Consider the following 17,532-nt stretch of genomic DNA (forward strand, 5'->3'; position numbering starts at 1 on the left):
TAACAATAAGGAACGACTATGACTCGTACAGCCTTTGTCTTTCCCGGTCAGGGATCACAGTCTCCGGGTATGCTTGCAGAACTGGCCGATGCTTATCCTCAAACTCTGGATACCTTTCAGGAAGCTTCCGATGCACTTGGCTATGATCTGTGGGCATTGGTACAAAACGATACTGACGGAAAACTGAATGAAACCCATATCACTCAGCCTGCCTTATTAACCGCCAGTGTTGCCATATTTCGCTTACTAGAGCAAAAGGGTATTACAGCAGATTACATGGCCGGCCACAGTCTGGGGGAATACTCAGCCCTAGTCTGTGCTGGTGCAATGCGTTTTAGCGAAGCGGTCAGATTGGTCGAAGCGCGCGGCAAATATATGCAGGCGGCGGTGCCCGCCGGAGCCGGTGCTATGTACGCAATTATCAACCTTGATGACGAGAAGATCGCGGATATTTGTCAGCAAACAGCCATTGCTACGGGTGAAGTGGTCTCTCCGGTAAACTTTAATTCGCCTGGTCAAGTGGTTATTGCTGGTGAGAAGTCGGCCACGGAACAGGCTGCAAGTGCATGTAAAGAAGCAGGCGCCAAGCGAGCCTTGCCACTACCGGTAAGCGTTCCTTCCCACTGTGAGTTGATGCGGCCGGCAGCTGACCAATTGGAAGAAGCGCTCGCCGCTATTTCGTTGACCGCACCAAAGGCAGCGGTAATAAATAATGTTGATGTGAAAAGTGAGTCTGAGCCTTCCGCTATCAAAGATGCGCTTATCAGACAGTTGTATTGTCCGGTACGCTGGACAGATACTATCGTTTATCTGGCCGGGCAGGGGGTTGAAGAAGTACTTGAAATCGGCCCGGGTAAAGTACTTACCGGATTAATTAAACGTATTGATAAATCACTCAACGCCTCTGCAGTAAATACGCCTTCGGATGTAGCTGAGCGTTCAGCATAAGGACAATAAAATGACACAGTTAGCGTCAAAAATCGCACTGGTAACTGGCGCCAGCCGCGGTATAGGAAAGGCCATTGCACAGCAACTTGCCCAGCAAGGAGCGATAGTAATCGGTACCGCAACCAGCGAAGCTGGTGCTGAAAATATCAGTACATATCTTGCTGAATTTTCCGGTAGGGGAATGTGCTTGAATGTTACTGATAAAACCTCCATTGAAGAAACCTTAACACGCATCAAAGAAGACTTTGGTGGTGTAGACATACTGGTCAATAATGCTGGCATAACCCGTGATAATTTGCTCATGCGAATGAAAGACGATGAATGGCAGGATATTATCGATACGAACCTGACAGCAATTTTCAGCTTGTCGAAAGCCGTTTTACGGGGCATGATGAAGAAAAAGCAGGGGCGTATTGTTAATGTCGGCTCAGTGGTGGGCAGTTCTGGCAATCCTGGTCAGGCTAATTACGCCGCTGCAAAAGCGGGTGTAATTGGCTTTAGCAAATCTATGGCCAGAGAAGTTGCATCACGCGGAATTACCATCAATGTGGTGGCTCCAGGATTTATTGATACAGACATGACCAAGGCGCTATCCGAGGAGCAAAAGGAAGCAATTTTTAAAGATATTCCTGCCAACCGTCTCGGTAGTCCGGATGAAATAGCCGCAACTGTTGCTTTTTTAGTCAGTGATGGGGCCGCATATATTACCGGTGAAACTATTCACGTGAATGGCGGAATGTACATGAATTAGTGTGTAGCATACACCGCAAATAGTTGAATAATATACTATTTGTTATGCTATATTGTTAATAATTTGTTGAATACACTTTGGATTGTTGCTGGTTAGACCAGAAAATTAGTTTAGTCTGGTGCTTGCAAGCGTAGAACTTGCAAAATAAACTAGCGGCACTTTTTATATCTAGTTACGTTAAGGGAAACCTAGAATTATGAGTAACATCGAAGAGCGCGTTAAAAAGATTATCGTAGAACAACTGGGCGTTAAAGAAGAAGAAGTAAAGTCTGAAGCTTCGTTCGTTGACGATCTGGGCGCAGATTCACTTGATACCGTAGAGCTGGTGATGGCGTTGGAAGAAGAGTTCGATACAGAGATTCCTGACGAAGAAGCAGAAAAGATTACTACTGTTCAGTCAGCTATCGACTACATTAACGCAAACAAAGACGCGTAATAGCAGCACTTAGCAAAACGGCTCACCATGAGCCGTTTTCTATTTCCTACCTAGTTCCAATGCGAGGGCTTTTGTGTGACAAAACGTCGCGTAGTGGTTACTGGTCTTGGTATGTTGTCACCACTGGCTGCGACGGTTGAGCAAACCTGGCAGCGAGTGCTTTCTGGTGAAAGCGGTATCGGTGAAATTAGCCATTTTGATTGCAGTAACTATTCCACTCGTTTTGCCGGTCAGGTTAATGACTTTGACCCGCAAGAATATATAGAAAAAAAAGAAGCAAAGAAGATGGATCGCTTTATCCAGCTTGGTATAGCAGCTGGAAAACAGGCGTTAGCTAACTCTGGTTTGACTATCAATAGTGATAATGCACACCGCGTCGGGGTTGCGATAGGTTCAGGTATTGGCGGTCTTCAGCAGATTGAACAAAACCACACAAAACTGATGGAGAGTGGCCCCAAACGGGTATCACCGTTTTTTGTGCCATCCACCATTACCAATATGATATCGGGCTTTCTTTCCATCATGGAAGGATTAAAAGGTCCTAATCTGAATGTGGTAACGGCTTGTACTACGGGCGTGCACAATCTTGGAATAGCCGCACGTACTATTGCATATGGCGATGCGGACGCAATGCTTGCAGGCGGTGCTGAAGCATCTATCACGCCGCTGGGTATTGCCGGTTTTGCTGCCGCGCGGGCGTTATCATCGCGCAATGATGACCCACAAGGTGCGTCCCGCCCCTGGGACAAAAGCCGAGATGGTTTTGTGATGGGCGAAGGTGCCGGTGTGGTGATGTTGGAAGAGTACGAATCCGCGAAAGCCCGGGGGGCAACCATTTATGGTGAATTGATTGGCTTTGGCATGAGTGGTGATGCGTATCATATGACATCTCCACCAGAAGATGGTGAAGGCGCTGCAGCGTCTATGGTTAATGCATTGCGTGATGCGGCGTTATCACCCGACGAAATTGGCTATATCAATGCGCACGGTACATCAACACCGGCCGGTGATAAAGCCGAGGTCGCTGCTGTAAAGCAGGTCTTTGGTAAGCACGCTCATTCATTAATGGTGAGTTCTACCAAGTCGATGACCGGTCATTTGTTGGGCGCAGCCGGTTCTGTTGAGGCGATATTTACAATTTTGGCGCTTAGAGATAAAACCGCGCCGCCCACCATTAATCTGGATGAACCCGATGAGGGTTGTGACCTGGACTTTGTCGCTCACAAAGCGAAGAAGTTCGAATCAGACTACGCATTATGTAATTCGTTCGGATTTGGCGGCACCAACGGCACATTGATTTTTAGACGTCTGTAATTACAAGGCAACCAGATTGGTTGCCTTTTTTCTATACATCCTCTTCAAAGCAGCGCTACCTTCTGCCTACTGTGATTGTTATACTCAACATCGTGAAAATCACAGACGATGGAAAGATGAAGCGTGCAAACATTTCCACTTAATGATCGGGCTGCCAACTATGGCGATGCCGTCTTTACGACGATGTCGGTGGTGAATGGTCAGGTCGCGCTGTTCAACCGGCATGTGGAGCGACTTCGTCGGGATGCCAGTAAACTGGGCGTTAAACTTGATACCTGTCAGTTATCCCGGGCAGTTAGTGAGCAGGCCAGAGTGTTATCATCGGGAACCCTCAAACTTTTGATTAGTGCCGGGCAGGGGGGCCGGGGTTATGCTCGGGATAAGCAGTCGCAGCCTTGTTTATATTTCTCACATCACCCGGTCCCATTATTTTACGACAACTGGCGTACTACTGGTATTTCTCTTGCGCTAAGTTCTGTGAAGTTATCCAGACAGCCACTACTGGCAGGTTTAAAACACTGCAATCGTCTGGAACAGGTGTTGATTAAACAGACAATCCCTGACTACGCCGACGATGTTCTCGTGTGCGATCAATGCGATAATATTATTGAAGCCAGTGCTGCAAACCTGTTTTGGCTGAAAAATGATCGATGGTGTACGCCGTCGCTGGCGTATTGTGGTGTCGCAGGTGTAATGCGTGAGTTTTTATTATCGTTTTTACAGGATCAGGGGCATAAGGTCGAGTGTGGAAATTTCTCTTTGAAGGAAGCCGAACAGGCTTCAGCCATGCTTATCTCCAACGCGTTAATGCAAATAGTACCAGTACATACCCTGCATGTAAGGCAAAAAATCTCGCTGCCAATCGGGCCGGTAAAGACCTTGCAGGATGAAATAAAAACAGCCTATCAGGACGAAATTAATGGGTTTTAAGCGTTTTCTTTTAGTTTTAATCATTATCATCCTGGGTATTGCCGTTAGCATCAGTTATTGGCAACAACAGGTGGACGAGCCGTTGATACTTAGCAATCCCGTTCTTATAACGATTGATGAGGGAACCACGGGGCACAGTGCTCTGGCCAGACTCAAAGATAAAAAGTTAACAGACATCAGCGATATAAGTGCCAAAATATGGCTCAAGGTTGTTTTTTCCGGTACTCATATACGCGCAGGAACATACCAGTTGCGCCCGGGGATGACGATGCCCGAAGCTTTTGATACTTTTGCAAGCGGGCCAGAGCATCAGTTCTCAGTAAGTCTCATCGATGGTTTAACATTCTCCCAGTGGCAGACGTTACTGAGCCAGCACCCATTCATTGACTACGACCTGACCCCGGAGGTACTGGCGAAACTAAAATCTCGATGGCCCTGGCCGCCGGAGAGTGGCCTTGAGTCGCTTGAGGGATTGTTTCTGGCTGATACTTATCATTTTACCGCTGATACCAAAGCGTCATCTTTATTAATCCGGGCGATGGATGCTATGCAGGTGTTTTTAAGCGAACGTTGGCAGTCACGACAGCAGGGGTTGCCTTTGCAAAGTCCTTATTCTGCACTTATTCTGGCCTCTATAATTGAAAAAGAGACTGCAGTGCCTGCCGAACGCGCTGAAATTGCAGGCGTTTTTGTTAATCGGTTACAGAAGAACATGCGATTACAGACTGATCCAACTGTCATCTACGGTATTGGTGAGGATTATGACGGTAACATTACCCGCGCTCACTTGCGGCAGAAGACGGCTTATAACACCTATGTGATAAAAGGACTTCCACCGACACCCATTGCGATGGCCGGACGACCAGCACTTGAAGCCGCATTACAGCCACAAACCACCGATGCCCTGTATTTTGTTGCCAAAGGAGATGGTTCTCACCAATTTTCGCAGACGTTAGAGCAACACAATGCAGCGGTGCAAAAGTATCAGCTTAACAACAGGTAGGTAGTATTATGCAAGGAAAGTTTATTGTTGTTGAGGGGCTGGAAGGGGCCGGAAAAAGCTCGGTGATACAACTTCTTCTCAACAGAGTAAAAAAGGCGGGTTATAAGTGTATTACCACCCGGGAGCCGGGTGGGACGCCTATGGCCGAGGCCATTAGAGAATGTGTTAAGCATCCCTGGCAGGAACATGTCGCTCAGGAAACCGAATTGATGTTGATGTATGCTGCGCGCCGCCAGTTGCTGGTCAACACTATTTTTCCTGCACTTGATAACAATGTCTGGGTTATCGGCGATCGTCACAATTTATCTTCATTGGCTTACCAGGGTGGCGGCCGGCAAATAGATGAACACATAATGCGAACATTAAGTGAAATTACGCTTAAAGATTTTACACCCGATTTAACCCTGTATCTTGATGTTGACCCGCAAACCGGCCTTGAAAGAGCGCGGGGCAGGGGGGAATTAGACCGTATCGAACAGGCCGGGCTGGCATTTTTTGAACGTACCAGAGCGCGTTATATAGAACTGGCAGGCAACGATGAGTCGATAATTACGATCAATGCTATGCAGCCCATTGACCAGGTCCACCAGGATGTAATGTCCTCGCTAAACAGGTTTTTAGAATGTCAGTGATTCCGTGGTTCTCAATAGTCTTTGCACAGTTGGTGGACCGCTTGTTGAAACGGCGCTTGCATCATGGTTTATTGTTAACCGGCCCGGCAGGTATTGGTAAATATGAACTTGCCCGGGCACTGGCTAAAACGATGCTGTGTAAATCGCCCGATAACGAAGGGCCCTGTGAGCAATGTCAGTCCTGCGCTTTGTTTGACGCCAGCACACATCCTGATTACGGTGAACTCACCAGCGACAAGCAATTGGGAGTTGATAAGATTCGTGAGGGCATAAGCCGACTCAATGCGACCTCCCAGCTTAGTGGCAGTAAAGTGTTAATAATTCCAGTGGCAGACAGTATGACCGAATCGGCAGCGAATGCGTTATTAAAAACACTTGAAGAACCGACGGATAATACCTTCATCATTTTAGTAACTGATCGCATGGCACAGTTGCTGCCGACCATCGTAAGCCGGTGTGAAAAACATATTTTATCCCGCCCCCACACTGAAGTTGCGCTGCAATGGCTGCGCGATCAAGGCATTCATAATGCAACCCAGGCTTTGCTTGACGCGTATGGTGGGGCACCGCTGCGTGTGCAGTCTGCGCTTGAGGAAGGCGCGTCCGGGGTAAGCTATGTACAATATCAGGAAGGTTTGGAAACGCTTTTAGAAGGCAACAATGATGCCGTTTCTCTGGCGACCAAGTGGCAAGACTCTGCTGCTACCATCGTAGACTGGCTTCAGCAGTATGCGCACCAGGCTTATTTGCAGGATAACAGCCCGCCGATGTTTAACTTGTATCAATCGTGTATTCGAAGCCGTCAGGTGTTACTAAATCCAGGAGTTAATAAAATTATGATCCTCAGCAGTCTGCTGGCCGAAGTAAAACGGCCAGCGAATCGTCTTGGCTAACTGAACCTGTTGTGTTTTCCATTGCCAAACCCTATCAGCACTTATTAAGAGGTTATTTTGTTTGTAGATTCTCATTGCCATCTCGACCGTCTTGAACAAGGCGATACACCATTGGAAGAAACGCTGAACTTCGCCCGTCAGCGTGGCGTCGAACATTTTTTATGCGTTAGTGTGTCGGTTAAAGATTTCGATGCGATGTATGAAAAAGTGCAGGGGTTTAATGATGTATCGGTGTCGTGCGGCGTGCATCCACTCCATCAGGAAGATGCCTGCAGTTATGAAAAATTGCTACAGAAAGCATCCAGGCCAGAAGTCATCGCTATCGGTGAGACGGGGCTGGACTATTTCTACAGCGCCGATACCCAGGCTGTGCAGCGCCAATCCTTTATCGACCATATTAATGTTGCCAATGTACTGCAGAAACCATTGATCATTCATACCAGGGATGCACGGGAAGATACCATTAACCTGCTTCGTGAGTACAAGGATGCCGGTACGAAAGGGGTGTTACATTGCTTTACCGAAACGCTTGAAATGGCTGAGGCAGCCATGGAGATGGATTTTTATATCTCCATTTCCGGTATAGTGACATTTAACTCGGCAGAAGCACTTCGGGAGGTGGTCAAAGCAGTGCCAATGGCGCGTTTGTTAATAGAAACCGACTCTCCGTGGCTGGCTCCGGTGCCCCACCGTGGTAAAAGTAACCAGCCTGGTTATGTTGTCGAGGTCGCCGAATTTATTGCTGATTTGAAGGGGATTCCTGTAGAACAGGTGGCCAGCGCCACGACCCAAAATTTTTATCGTCTTTTCGACCAGATCAAAGCAGGGTAAGAAACCAATATGTCAGCCTGGAAACAACGTCTTACGAAGAGTTTACATCAAACCCGAAATCAGCCTGAAAGTCGTTATTTTCAGTTGGCTACAGTAGACACACAAGGTGTTCCCGAAAATCGTACCGTGGTTTTTCGACAGCTTGAAGATGAAGATTATTCATTGGTCATTGTGTCTGATACTCGCTCAGCCAAATGGGAATCACTTACTCATCAGCCAATGGCATCAATATGCTGGTATTTTTCTAAAACCCGCGAGCAATATCGGTTTACCGTGAATGCCCGTTGTTACAATCGCAAGGATGATAAGTCATTGATTGAAACGTACTGGTCGAAGCTATCAGATGCTGGTCGCAAACAATATTTTTGGGGAAGACCTTCTTCAGTGCGCCAGAATGATGCACCATTACGGGTAAGTGAGGATATGACACAACCACCTGAGCATTTTAGTGTGATGAAGTTTCGGGTACTGGCGGTTGATTATCTTTCACTACAGGGAAATCCACAGCATCGTGAAAAGCATTGGCTAGATGAATCGGGAAATTGGACAACGCAGCCGATAGTCCCATAGTCGCCAAATTCGGTTAGCGACTATGGAGTGGTGCTGCTTCGTGATTACTGAATAACAGATTTCAATGGTTGATCGCCTTTAAAAAGCCCGTAGATACGATTCAAAGCTTTTTCATTATCGACACTGTACACAATGGCTGTGGCGACATCCTCACGAGGTATCTCGCGTTTATCTTCGTCTCCGGGCAACACTTCCTGTACATATTCAGTGCCCGCTTCATCAGTCAATGAGCCAGGGCGCAAGATGGTGTAAGCCACGCCGCTATTTTGCAGATGCTTATCGGCCATATGTTTGGCGACAAGATAGGGTTTTATTGGTGAGTCGACAGCGTCTGGATCATCAGAGCCCACAGAACTGACCATAATAAATTGCTTTACTGAGGCTTTTTTCGCGAACTCTACGGCATTTCTGGCTGCCCACAAATCAATTAATAATGTTTTATCCGGGCCTGTGCCGGCGCCAGAACCGGCGCAAAATACTACAGTGTCACAACCATCAAAAGCTGTCGAGAAATCTTTTTCAAGATCGCCTTCATAAATAGACAGGTTATCTCCACTTACATCAGATATTTTGTCTTTATTGCGAACCATGGCGGTAACTGTGTGACCTGCGTCCAATAGCTTTTCGGTCGCCTGTTTACCAATCTGACCGCTTGCACCTATGACCAAAATATTACTCATCTGGATCTCCTGTTGCTTAAAGAATTAACTTCAAAATAGAATAGTCTTAATTAATTCTCTGTGACTGACAGGTAAGATCAGGTCTATACGCTATATGACATGCCATCCTTGTATATAAGTGCCAGACCCGAAGAGGTTAATGATAAAAAGCTGCGCAAAATGGTCTCACTTTTGAAAAATCACAAAACCGGTAGTCGTTATGATCATTATCTACTGATAACAGGGGAGTCACTTAGAAAAGCCAGGATAAAGAATATACTGACGGTATATGTTTTACGGGCAAACAGCGAGTAAGCAGCTTATATAGTTATTAGAGACACTATCAACGTGCTTAGGATAGAACAATAACTAAAAACCCGTATGCAAATTCATATTAGCGAGTACTTTGCTGTAAAAATGATTGCTCAGGCAATTTTTCGCAAACAACATTGCTTAAATTTTTTACCGCTTTTACACGGGCACTGATCGTTGCGACCAATCTTTAAAAAGCCACTGTCCTGGTGAATTGTACCAGTCTGGTATTTCCAGACGGATGCCTCCTGCACAAATAGAGAAGTTTCGTGAAGAACGCCCACTCTTTTTCCTTCAAAGTAAAACGCAGAAAATTCCACAGCCGGCTCCTGACCTGGCAACGAAATGGCATTTAGCGCAAACCACGTGATACCTGCGGCACTTTCTCTTAATACATTTTCAGTTAACTCCTGCCGTTTGGAATAACAGTAAGTCTGTAAAATGTAATCGTAATCATTTAAACAGTAAGCGGTGAACCGTGATCGCATTAAAGCTTCAGCCGTAGTGGCTTCACATTTACGTGTAATAAGAGGCTCGCAACACGCCGAAAACGTAGCGCCAGAACAACAATAACATTTCATAAAAAACTACCGGCTAACCAAAGTGGGCAGTATATCTGTCTGTTAGCTGATAATCGATATTGTCCATTTGGTTACCATGGCCCAATTACAATATTCTGTTCAGAATCAGCACTCACCGATAGATTTACAATCGTAACCGGCCGCGATTCACATAATTTATCTATGCGGTTTTTTTCGGCCTTTGTCAGACTCAGGTTTTCTACATAAATAGTTTCACACTGACCACACTGAATGAGCCGGATAAGCCAGGCTGCCAGCTTTGCTCTCGCGGGTTTCTGAATACGAATGCCATCCTCAACGTCTTTTGAGAATGCAATATTATCGGCCAGCAAGTACCTCCATCCCAACGGCTTAGGTTGTGGAACCACACCACTGTCCAGTGGCAGAGGGAGCTGAAATTCGTTACGTGAATGTGTAGTCATAACAAAACCTGTTTATTTATACAGTATCTATACAGTAGTACTGTATAAATAAACATGCAAGTGTTTTTTGCCGGGATTTTGAGCATCTTCCTCTTTTTCAGGAGGGCACTACTCCTCAAAGGATATGGGTGATAATTCAATAGCGCGTAATTTTAAGATACTACGAGTGGTTAATTTGCTGTATCCGCTACATAATATAATATAGCTAACACCTTTCATTCGCCCTGAATAAAAGCGTCTGTTGCGATATTTACGTTGAATTCGTCAGCCAGTAGCTCTTGGGTAAATGCTGATGGCGATTTACTGTCTGCGATGAGATAGCATTTATGTTTTGCCCGCGTCAGCGCCACATAAAACAGTCGACGCTCCTCTGCATATAAATAGTTATCAGACACACAAAGCAGTGCCTCAACCAGTATTTCGTCTTGTTGCTTTGCAGGAAAGCTAAGACCCTGATCTGATAACCCGATAACAATACAGTAGTCTGCTTCAAGACCTTTAGCGCTGTGGAATGTCCAAAAGTTTATATTGCTGGCTGTAGTGTGGTGCTCAAGGTAAGCCTTTATTTCTTCAAGTAAATGGTTGTATCGCGCAAGAATAGCAATGGACCCGTCTGGGTTTGCCGCTGAAACTCTGTCGATAATTTGCCGGGTTTTTTTGGGCAAATTTATTTTCCCTTCGGCAATATCATCCAGCAGATATACCTGAGAAGCAGCAACAGTCTGGTGGGTTGTGATTGTTTTTTTGAACTGCTCGGGGTTCTTCATAATAAACGCGCCGGCCGTGTGCGCGATACTGTTGTTGTACCGGAATGTTTTTTCCAGAGTGGTGAGTGAATGCGTACCTTGATAATGGGTAAAACGGGTCATCAATGCAAGATTACTTCCCGAAAAACGATAGATTGATTGCCAGTCATCACCAACAGCAGTGAGCATCGGTCTGTCACTTTTATTGATAAGCGCATTTAGAAAAGCCATTCGCGCTTCGGAAATATCCTGAAATTCGTCCACCAGAATGTGGCGATACCTATAGATGTGTTCGCCAGAAGCCACACACTCGGTAGCTCTGATTATCATATCGTCAAAGTCTATATGACTTTCTTTGCGCAAGTGTGTTTTATACGCTTCAACAAAGGCCGTAAGCAGGTCCGCATAATCATCTGCACGAATAAGGTCATGGGCGTGTAACCTGCGCACAGTTTCTGCCGGCGACAATGAGCCGGTCCGAATAGCCTGTAAGCATTTGATATAGCGCTTTACCACATTGCTAAATCCTGCAAACTCGTGTAACGCGTGAATAACCTCTCGGGAAGGTCGTAATGATAAGCTTATACCTAAATTGTTTAACTGGGTTTCCAGTGTGCTCTCTACGTTGCCTTCAGCCACGTCGGTGTGAAATACGATGACGTGCAGGGTGCTGCGTTTAGCAAAATGGGTAGATTCAGATGGGGCTTGTGTGTTGTTGGTATGATCTGCCGTGAAACAAGCATTGGCAGCTCTGGTAGTGTCGCTTTTTGCGTATTTAACAACAATATCTGTCTCACTGAGGTGGAAACACGAGCGACAATAACCCTGGGCACAGCGCGTGTCAGAAGCAGCTGGTTTATACTGGTAGGGTAAGCAATACAAGTATAGCCAGTTAGCAATGAGCAATTCGTGATAATGTGAGACATGCTCACCGTTCAAAGTACAAAATAATTTGCGATTTCTGATTACTTCCTGCCCAGTAGACGTCTTTGTATAAGGCGCGCTAGTACTTGAGCAGAGTAACTTAATAAATATCTTTAATGAATGTTCGCTATGTTGTATAGCGTTTGAAAACCAATCTGTTGCCCATGCCTCGAGTGCTGAGCCACTTTTAGCCAGCGGCGATAGTATGGCAGGCACGCCAGAGCGAGAAAGTATCTGACGTCCTAATCCATGAAAGGTCAGAACCTGCGGAATGTGTTTATAAGGAATACCTATCTTAAGTGCGCGATTTTCTATTCGTGCTTTTAATTCTTTAGCGGCGGCATTGTTATATGCCAGTATCAGAAGCGTGTCGGGATCAGCGCGATGAGTCTCAATTAAATCCAGTACTTTGGCGACGATAACTGAGGTTTTTCCGGTTCCGGCAGCAGCAAGTACCAGGTTACGATCATTGTTTCGTATAATCGCAAGTCGCTGCTGCTCAGTTAATGGGTAGGTTTCAGCATGATCAAAAAATCCGGATCTGGATGCTAAACGAGATTGCTCGAACCTTTTGCGCAGAGAAGCGGCCGATTCAGATAGCGGGCTTATGTTTTGAAGAGTGCGAAGTTGTTGTAATTGTTTGTCAGCAAGACTATCAGGTTTGTCTAAAAGTGGCGTGTAGAGGTGCAGCACTTTGTTTATTTCAGCTTCAAGAAGCTTAATCTGAGAGTCACGCAGGTAATTTTTGATTACACAATTTTCAAAGCGTTGCCAGACGGCGCTGATAAGCAAACACGCATTTGCACTGATTACCTTGTGAATAGCGCGCTTTAGCTGCGGCAAAACCTTATTAGACAGAAGACGCAATGCAATGGATTTATCAGCAAAATACAGAATTAAGGTACCGCCCAGCCATCCCTTTCTGAAATACGGAAACGCTTTTAAGTCGCTTACGGGAAAGCGCTTCTCGTACTCACCGTCATACACGACTAGTTCGTTATTTATCAGCGCAATGTGTTTAACTTCGAATAGCCTGCCAAGAGCATTCGGTGCACAAGTAACGCAGTTTTCAGTCATAAGAACCTTAGGGTAGTTTATTGCAAATATTTGTAGTTTCAGCGAAGACGCCGTGCCAGAAGACGTCTTATAACTTCTCAGTGAAAAAGCGGCGTATCATAAGCTTGTCTCAGGATTTAGTACAGGCTTGCAAAACAATATCAAAAGGCGGGCTATGCGGCTGCCTGAATGCGATCGCAGGGGGGATGGATGCGCGAGGGAGGACGATAATTTTGCACAGAAATGGTGATAGCTATCCCCATACCACAGAACTGGGGATTTGCAGAGGATGCCTAATTAAGTACGGCGACGAAGTAGTAAAATACCAGAGGTAAGTATCAGCAAGGCTGATGCCGGGGCTGGAACAGCTACCTGTTCAGGCGCATCGGCATCAGTAACGCCATCCAACCAGACACTCCAGAATGTACCTTCATTACAATCGTTTGCTGGTTGGCACCACTCGCTCAACGCAATTGATTCCTCGGAATCGTAGGCAAAACCGTCAGCCAGAGTATCGCCTATTGCGAAGTTGCTATATGTAGCAACAGTGAAGATATAATCTCCCGCTGCAAGAAATGGCAGAATAAAGCCTGAATCAAAAATGGTTTGAGTATCAGGGTTTATTGCGGCGTCATCATCATTTTCATCCAGGAGATTGCCAGCGCCATCCCAAAGGGCGGTTATAGGATCAAAGTTTTCACCACCTAAATGGGAATCTGTCCATACTCGTACATTTTCGGTATCTTCAGCAACTGAAAAGTTAATTTGGACCACATCATTATGAAAGGCAATATTGCCGGTGAAATTTATCAGACTGGCATGGGCCGATGAAACACAACAAAACAGCGTAATTGCTAATAGTTTTCTTAACATGAATTTTCCTCGTAAAATCAACATTGTATTGCTTTTTCAAACTACTTTTAAAAGCAAAAGTCTTAAGCAAAAAACGCGCTCTATTTGAAATGTTTTTATTTTACTTGCGGTTAGAGGAAATAATGCTGTCGTATATTCAAATATGTAAAAGAAACTGACAGCTTTTTAACAGTCAATCGGATAATTATTTTGAAGGTTACAATAACTCCTATCTCTGTTTTTACTCTTAACGTAGATTGCGAACCAGCGCCTTACTAATTCTAACCGAAATCACATTTTGTATTGTAAGGTCGTTTAAACCTCGTAGTCACAATCACGGACACTTTGAACAACCCAGTTGGTTGTTTGCATTCGAAATAATTGCACAGCCTGTTTTTGTGGCGTCAACTTTTAATAAACGCGCCCCTATAATCTGACTCAGGGTAAAACAAATATCCGCATTTATCTGCGATGGGATTAGTTCGTTATATTTTGATAAAAAAGCGTCTCATACAAATGGGTCTGAGCCATGCCTTTTTGAACATCGCCAAGCCGGCTTAATGAGATATCAATATGTGTTAACGAGGACAGGATTTGATCATTTAAATTATTTTGCAAAACTGTACGAAGCTCATTTCCCGGTAGTAAGTCGGTTGATAAATTAACCGCATCGGCAGTATCAAAGTAGGTATTACTGACAGGGTCGCCATTGACGAATAATTGCTTATCATATCGAATGTTTACAATCATGCCATTTTCTAATAAAAAACCTGCCCGCAGCGTGTCCAGCTCTGTATCAGAAACCTGTTGCCAGGCTATCTTATGTAAAGAATTTTCGGCCGTTGCATGCTCTGTACTTATACACAGCATTATCAGAGACAGGACGGTGCAAAGAAAGATTTTCATTTTAAAAATCCCAGTTTCCGGGAGCCACAACGCTTAATATATCCAGCCGTTGTATATCCACCGGCATGGCCAGATTAGCGGGCGCGTATGGTTGCTGATGTTTGTCGAATTGATAATGATATGCCGCCACATCTTCATTATTCTGAATAAGAAAGAAGACATCATTTTCCCAAACGGCGTCAAATTCCTCCTGCGTCATAATCTTGAGTCCCACGGCTGGGTCGCCAACCACAATGCGATTATCTCGTTGCGCTTTTATAATCACAAAGTGCATATATCCGCCGGTGTTTATTATGGTGATGGCCGGTCGTTTTGCCTGCGCGAGCTGTTGTAATGTAATTCTGAAACCATTGGATATATAGCCGCGCCGAGTCAGATAACGCTTCATATCCAGTAATGAAAAACCCTGCGCCCGGATTTTTTCTTTATCACCGTGTTTGAACATATCTTTAAATACGCTCAGCTCATCTACAGTATCGTTGTAATGAAAGGACAACAGACTCGCCAGTGTGGCGGAACCACAACTAAAATCAAATTGTTGTCGGTAGATACGATCAAAGCGCTTATCAACCATACTTTCCAGGCGAACGCTATAATCATCAGCAATATTTATCATGCCAGCGTTAGCCAGGTGCGTGCTTAGCAGCAGTGCAATCGCGGTTGTTGTTTTATTTAGTATGTATTTCATTAGTCTGGGTGAATGGTTACGGTGATAATGGTTGAGTCCTGAATGATGACATTATTACCGGTATTTTGAATTATTGAGAATACACCACTGGCCTCATTAAATGAGCTGCCGTCAATGACGTTATTGCCTGTGACACTGTTTGAGGCATCATTATCTGCCAGTACCGCTTCTAAATTAGCGATATTGGTGATATCTAAAATACCGCTTAGACCACGTATTTCATCCAGCTCTTTGAGTTCCACCGGATGAGTGAATAAATTTGCCGGCGCGGGGGGAGTATCAGCTGACACAAATAACGGCAAGGCGAAACTCATCAGTGAACAGCTGAAGACATGTACGGGCTTCATAGCTATATTCCTTATAGGCTTGCCCGCCCTGCGGCGGGCATGCTTTTCAACCCTCAAACGACTTTTACTGAGCAGGATCCACGTTCACATTACCCTGGAAGGAAACCTGCTGCTGAACGAGCGCGTTCTCACCAACATTTTGCACATTCTGGTTGATACCTGCTGTGCCGGTGAAAGTGTTCTCCATACTGTTGCTCGCAGTGAGGCTGGCGCCATTATCCTGACTGTACTCAACATAATTTCCGGTTACGCTACCGGTGAGTACTGACTCATTGACACTGTATGTTGCAGATACGGTAGCACCGTTATCTCCAGCTGCAGTGCCTGTGCCGTCACTCATGACTGAGCTGTTATCGGAACTGTCAGTAGAACTTACTGAAGCAGTACTTCCACCATTTGCCGCGGCACCACCTTCATCGGCACTGGCGTAGCTGCTGTCTGAATTATCTGAATTATCGGAGTTATCTGAGTTATCAGAACTATCTGAGTTATCTGAGTTATCTGAGTTGTTGGAATTATCGGAGTTATCTGAACGATCACTCATTGCCGTACTGCCGTTGTTTGCAGCAGAATCGGTAGCACTGGCGTAACTGCCATCAGAATTATCGGAGTTATCCGAGTTGTCAGAATTATCCGAATTATTTGAGTTATCTGAGTTGTTGGAATTGTCCGAATTATCAGAGCTGTCTGAGTTATCGGACCGATCGCTCATCGCGGTGCTGCCATTATTGGCACCGGCATCTGTGGCACTGGCATAGCTTTGTTCTGAATTGTCGGAGCGGTCCGAGTTATCAGAATTATCGGAGTTATCCGAGCTGTCAGAATTATCAGACCGGTCACTCATAGCGGTACTGCCGTTATTGGCACCAGCGTCTGTTGAACTGGCATAGCTTTGGTCTGAATTATTCGAGCTGTCTGAATTGTCAGAATTGTCTGAATTGTTAGAGTTATCCGAGCTGTTTGAGTTATCGGAGTTGTTTGAGCGGTCGCTCATGGCAGAACTGTAGTTATTGGCGGCAGAGTCTGTACCCGCGGCGTTGCTGCCATCACTGTTATTTGAGTTGTCAGAGCTGTCACTGTTATCTGAGTTATTCGAATTATCTGTGCTGTAATCCGTCATTGCGGTGGAGTAATCGTTGGCAGCAGCAGACCCTGCACCGGTACTATCGGCAGTAGCTGTCGCTGTTTGAGAATCTATCACTTCATCAGCGGTGTTGGTAGGATTAGCAAATGCGCTAGCGGAAAGACCAAATGCTATTGTCAAACCGGTGGCAAGTAAACTCTTATTAAAGGTTTTCATTATTTCATTCTCCGTTGAAATGCGCTTTGTTGCCAACGACGATATTTGCCTGTTCGAAGCAACGATAACGCCTTTAAGGTTGGGTGTGGGGCTGACTCACTTCCGCCCGCTTCAAAACTTTAGTTCACGGCAAACTCAAAATTCCATCAAGAGGTGCTCAAAAAACACTCAAAATTTGCAATTACGAAATAATGCATCACACTTTTAACAGTTAGTGTATGTTCCGCATGGGCATCGAAAAATAAAAGAAGTATGGAATATGTGTTGATGCTCAACCGACTATCGGGGGCAGCCCCAAGGGGGGTGACAGGGAACATGTGCTGACATCTCGTTAACTCGTACGTTAAGAGACACTTTCGTTTCAACGGTTTATCTGAATGTTGAATGCAATCTTCGATCGTGTTCTCGCTGCTCATTTTGTCAAGGATACA

General features: G+C 45.3%; 19 protein-coding genes. 10 read left to right on the plus strand and 9 right to left on the minus strand.

Features of this window, described 5'->3' with window-relative positions:
- Window positions 1-18 precede the first annotated feature (18 nt).
- The 10 genes from fabD to F458_RS0100895 all read left to right on the plus strand — a co-directional run bounded on the left by fabD (window position 19) and on the right by F458_RS0100895 (window position 8,308).
- Window positions 19-948 carry an ACP S-malonyltransferase gene (gene fabD, locus F458_RS0100850; RefSeq protein WP_018981474.1) on the plus strand — a complete coding sequence of 310 codons (930 nt, stop codon included), beginning with the start codon at window positions 19-21 and terminating at the stop codon, window positions 946-948.
- Window positions 949-958: 10 nt separating this feature from the next.
- On the plus strand, window positions 959-1,699 hold the full coding sequence (gene fabG, locus F458_RS0100855; protein WP_018981475.1) for a 3-oxoacyl-ACP reductase FabG: 741 nt from the start codon (window positions 959-961) through the stop codon (window positions 1,697-1,699).
- 196 nt (window positions 1,700-1,895) lie between these two features.
- Window positions 1,896-2,135: an acyl carrier protein gene (gene acpP, locus F458_RS0100860; protein WP_018981476.1), complete on the plus strand. Its 240-nt coding sequence runs from the start codon at window positions 1,896-1,898 to the stop codon at window positions 2,133-2,135.
- A gap of 75 nt (window positions 2,136-2,210) precedes the next feature.
- Window positions 2,211-3,449, plus strand: a complete 1,239-nt coding sequence (gene fabF, locus F458_RS0100865) for a beta-ketoacyl-ACP synthase II (protein WP_018981477.1) — start codon at window positions 2,211-2,213, stop codon at window positions 3,447-3,449.
- 123 nt (window positions 3,450-3,572) lie between these two features.
- Window positions 3,573-4,379 (plus strand): aminodeoxychorismate lyase, encoded by an 807-nt coding sequence (gene pabC, locus F458_RS18825; protein ID WP_018981478.1) that lies wholly within the window; start codon window positions 3,573-3,575, stop codon window positions 4,377-4,379.
- Window positions 4,369-5,382: an endolytic transglycosylase MltG gene (gene mltG, locus F458_RS0100875; RefSeq protein ID WP_018981479.1), complete on the plus strand. Its 1,014-nt coding sequence runs from the start codon at window positions 4,369-4,371 to the stop codon at window positions 5,380-5,382. The genes pabC and mltG overlap by 11 nt, the downstream gene beginning before the upstream one ends.
- 8 nt (window positions 5,383-5,390) lie before the next feature.
- On the plus strand, window positions 5,391-6,014 hold the full coding sequence (gene tmk, locus F458_RS0100880) for a dTMP kinase (protein ID WP_018981480.1): 624 nt from the start codon (window positions 5,391-5,393) through the stop codon (window positions 6,012-6,014).
- A complete protein-coding gene (gene holB, locus F458_RS0100885; RefSeq protein ID WP_018981481.1) occupies window positions 6,005-6,907 on the plus strand; it encodes a DNA polymerase III subunit delta' in 903 nt (300 codons plus the stop codon). The genes tmk and holB overlap by 10 nt, the downstream gene beginning before the upstream one ends.
- A 57-nt stretch (window positions 6,908-6,964) precedes the next feature.
- Complete coding sequence (locus F458_RS0100890) at window positions 6,965-7,738, plus strand: TatD family hydrolase (protein ID WP_026294392.1); 774 nt, start codon at window positions 6,965-6,967, stop codon at window positions 7,736-7,738.
- A gap of 9 nt (window positions 7,739-7,747) precedes the next feature.
- A complete protein-coding gene (locus F458_RS0100895) occupies window positions 7,748-8,308 on the plus strand; it encodes a pyridoxamine 5'-phosphate oxidase family protein (protein WP_018981483.1) in 561 nt (186 codons plus the stop codon).
- Window positions 8,309-8,352: 44 nt separating this feature from the next.
- Here F458_RS0100895 and F458_RS0100900 read toward each other — a convergent pair whose 3' ends face one another.
- From F458_RS0100900 to F458_RS0100945, 9 genes are all read right to left on the minus strand, one after another.
- Window positions 8,353-8,988 carry an SDR family oxidoreductase gene (locus tag F458_RS0100900; RefSeq protein WP_018981484.1) on the minus strand — a complete coding sequence of 212 codons (636 nt, stop codon included), beginning with the start codon at window positions 8,986-8,988 and terminating at the stop codon, window positions 8,353-8,355.
- A 404-nt stretch (window positions 8,989-9,392) separates the two neighbouring features.
- Window positions 9,393-9,860, minus strand: coding sequence for a YchJ family protein (locus F458_RS0100910; RefSeq protein ID WP_026294393.1), 468 nt, complete (start codon window positions 9,858-9,860; stop codon window positions 9,393-9,395).
- A gap of 71 nt (window positions 9,861-9,931) precedes the next feature.
- The gene (locus F458_RS18830) at window positions 9,932-10,282 is read right to left on the minus strand and encodes a hypothetical protein (protein WP_018981487.1); all 351 of its coding nucleotides are present in this window, start codon (window positions 10,280-10,282) and stop codon (window positions 9,932-9,934) included.
- A gap of 215 nt (window positions 10,283-10,497) precedes the next feature.
- Entirely contained in the window at window positions 10,498-13,029 is a 2,532-nt protein-coding gene (locus F458_RS18835; protein ID WP_018981488.1) for a UvrD-helicase domain-containing protein, read from the minus strand.
- 276 nt (window positions 13,030-13,305) lie between these two features.
- Entirely contained in the window at window positions 13,306-13,881 is a 576-nt protein-coding gene (locus tag F458_RS0100925) for a DVUA0089 family protein (protein WP_018981489.1), read from the minus strand.
- Window positions 13,882-14,337: 456 nt separating this feature from the next.
- Entirely contained in the window at window positions 14,338-14,766 is a 429-nt protein-coding gene (locus F458_RS0100930; protein WP_018981490.1) for a hypothetical protein, read from the minus strand.
- 1 nt (window position 14,767) lies between these two features.
- A complete protein-coding gene (locus tag F458_RS0100935) occupies window positions 14,768-15,454 on the minus strand; it encodes a C39 family peptidase (protein WP_018981491.1) in 687 nt (228 codons plus the stop codon).
- The gene (locus F458_RS0100940) at window positions 15,454-15,801 is read right to left on the minus strand and encodes a hypothetical protein (RefSeq protein WP_018981492.1); all 348 of its coding nucleotides are present in this window, start codon (window positions 15,799-15,801) and stop codon (window positions 15,454-15,456) included. Before F458_RS0100940 ends, F458_RS0100935 begins: the two co-directional genes overlap by 1 nt.
- 64 nt (window positions 15,802-15,865) lie before the next feature.
- Window positions 15,866-17,101 (minus strand): hypothetical protein, encoded by a 1,236-nt coding sequence (locus tag F458_RS0100945; protein ID WP_018981493.1) that lies wholly within the window; start codon window positions 17,099-17,101, stop codon window positions 15,866-15,868.
- Window positions 17,102-17,532: the final 431 nt, after the last annotated feature.

This window comes from Salinimonas chungwhensis DSM 16280 (assembly GCF_000378185.1).
GTDB classification, from domain to species: Bacteria; Pseudomonadota; Gammaproteobacteria; order Enterobacterales; family Alteromonadaceae; genus Alteromonas; species Alteromonas chungwhensis.

Excerpts from the sequence above, each read along its gene's own strand:
- tmk (WP_018981480.1), top strand. The coding sequence starts at position 5,391 with ATGCAAGGAAAGTTTATTGTTGTTGAGGGGCTGGAAGGGGCCGGAAAA.
- F458_RS0100935 (WP_018981491.1), bottom strand. The coding sequence starts at position 15,454 with ATGAAATACATACTAAATAAAACAACAACCGCGATTGCACTGCTGCTA.
- fabG (WP_018981475.1), top strand. The coding sequence starts at position 959 with ATGACACAGTTAGCGTCAAAAATCGCACTGGTAACTGGCGCCAGCCGC.
- F458_RS0100925 (WP_018981489.1), bottom strand. The coding sequence starts at position 13,881 with ATGTTAAGAAAACTATTAGCAATTACGCTGTTTTGTTGTGTTTCATCG.
- holB (WP_018981481.1), top strand. The coding sequence starts at position 6,005 with ATGTCAGTGATTCCGTGGTTCTCAATAGTCTTTGCACAGTTGGTGGAC.
- F458_RS0100895 (WP_018981483.1), top strand. The coding sequence starts at position 7,748 with ATGTCAGCCTGGAAACAACGTCTTACGAAGAGTTTACATCAAACCCGA.
- F458_RS0100900 (WP_018981484.1), bottom strand. The coding sequence starts at position 8,988 with ATGAGTAATATTTTGGTCATAGGTGCAAGCGGTCAGATTGGTAAACAG.
- F458_RS0100910 (WP_026294393.1), bottom strand. The coding sequence starts at position 9,860 with ATGAAATGTTATTGTTGTTCTGGCGCTACGTTTTCGGCGTGTTGCGAG.
- F458_RS0100930 (WP_018981490.1), bottom strand. The coding sequence starts at position 14,766 with ATGAAAATCTTTCTTTGCACCGTCCTGTCTCTGATAATGCTGTGTATA.
- F458_RS0100945 (WP_018981493.1), bottom strand. The coding sequence starts at position 17,101 with ATGAAAACCTTTAATAAGAGTTTACTTGCCACCGGTTTGACAATAGCA.
- F458_RS18830 (WP_018981487.1), bottom strand. The coding sequence starts at position 10,282 with ATGACTACACATTCACGTAACGAATTTCAGCTCCCTCTGCCACTGGAC.
- F458_RS18835 (WP_018981488.1), bottom strand. The coding sequence starts at position 13,029 with ATGACTGAAAACTGCGTTACTTGTGCACCGAATGCTCTTGGCAGGCTA.
- mltG (WP_018981479.1), top strand. The coding sequence starts at position 4,369 with ATGGGTTTTAAGCGTTTTCTTTTAGTTTTAATCATTATCATCCTGGGT.
- F458_RS0100940 (WP_018981492.1), bottom strand. The coding sequence starts at position 15,801 with ATGAAGCCCGTACATGTCTTCAGCTGTTCACTGATGAGTTTCGCCTTG.
- acpP (WP_018981476.1), top strand. The coding sequence starts at position 1,896 with ATGAGTAACATCGAAGAGCGCGTTAAAAAGATTATCGTAGAACAACTG.
- fabD (WP_018981474.1), top strand. The coding sequence starts at position 19 with ATGACTCGTACAGCCTTTGTCTTTCCCGGTCAGGGATCACAGTCTCCG.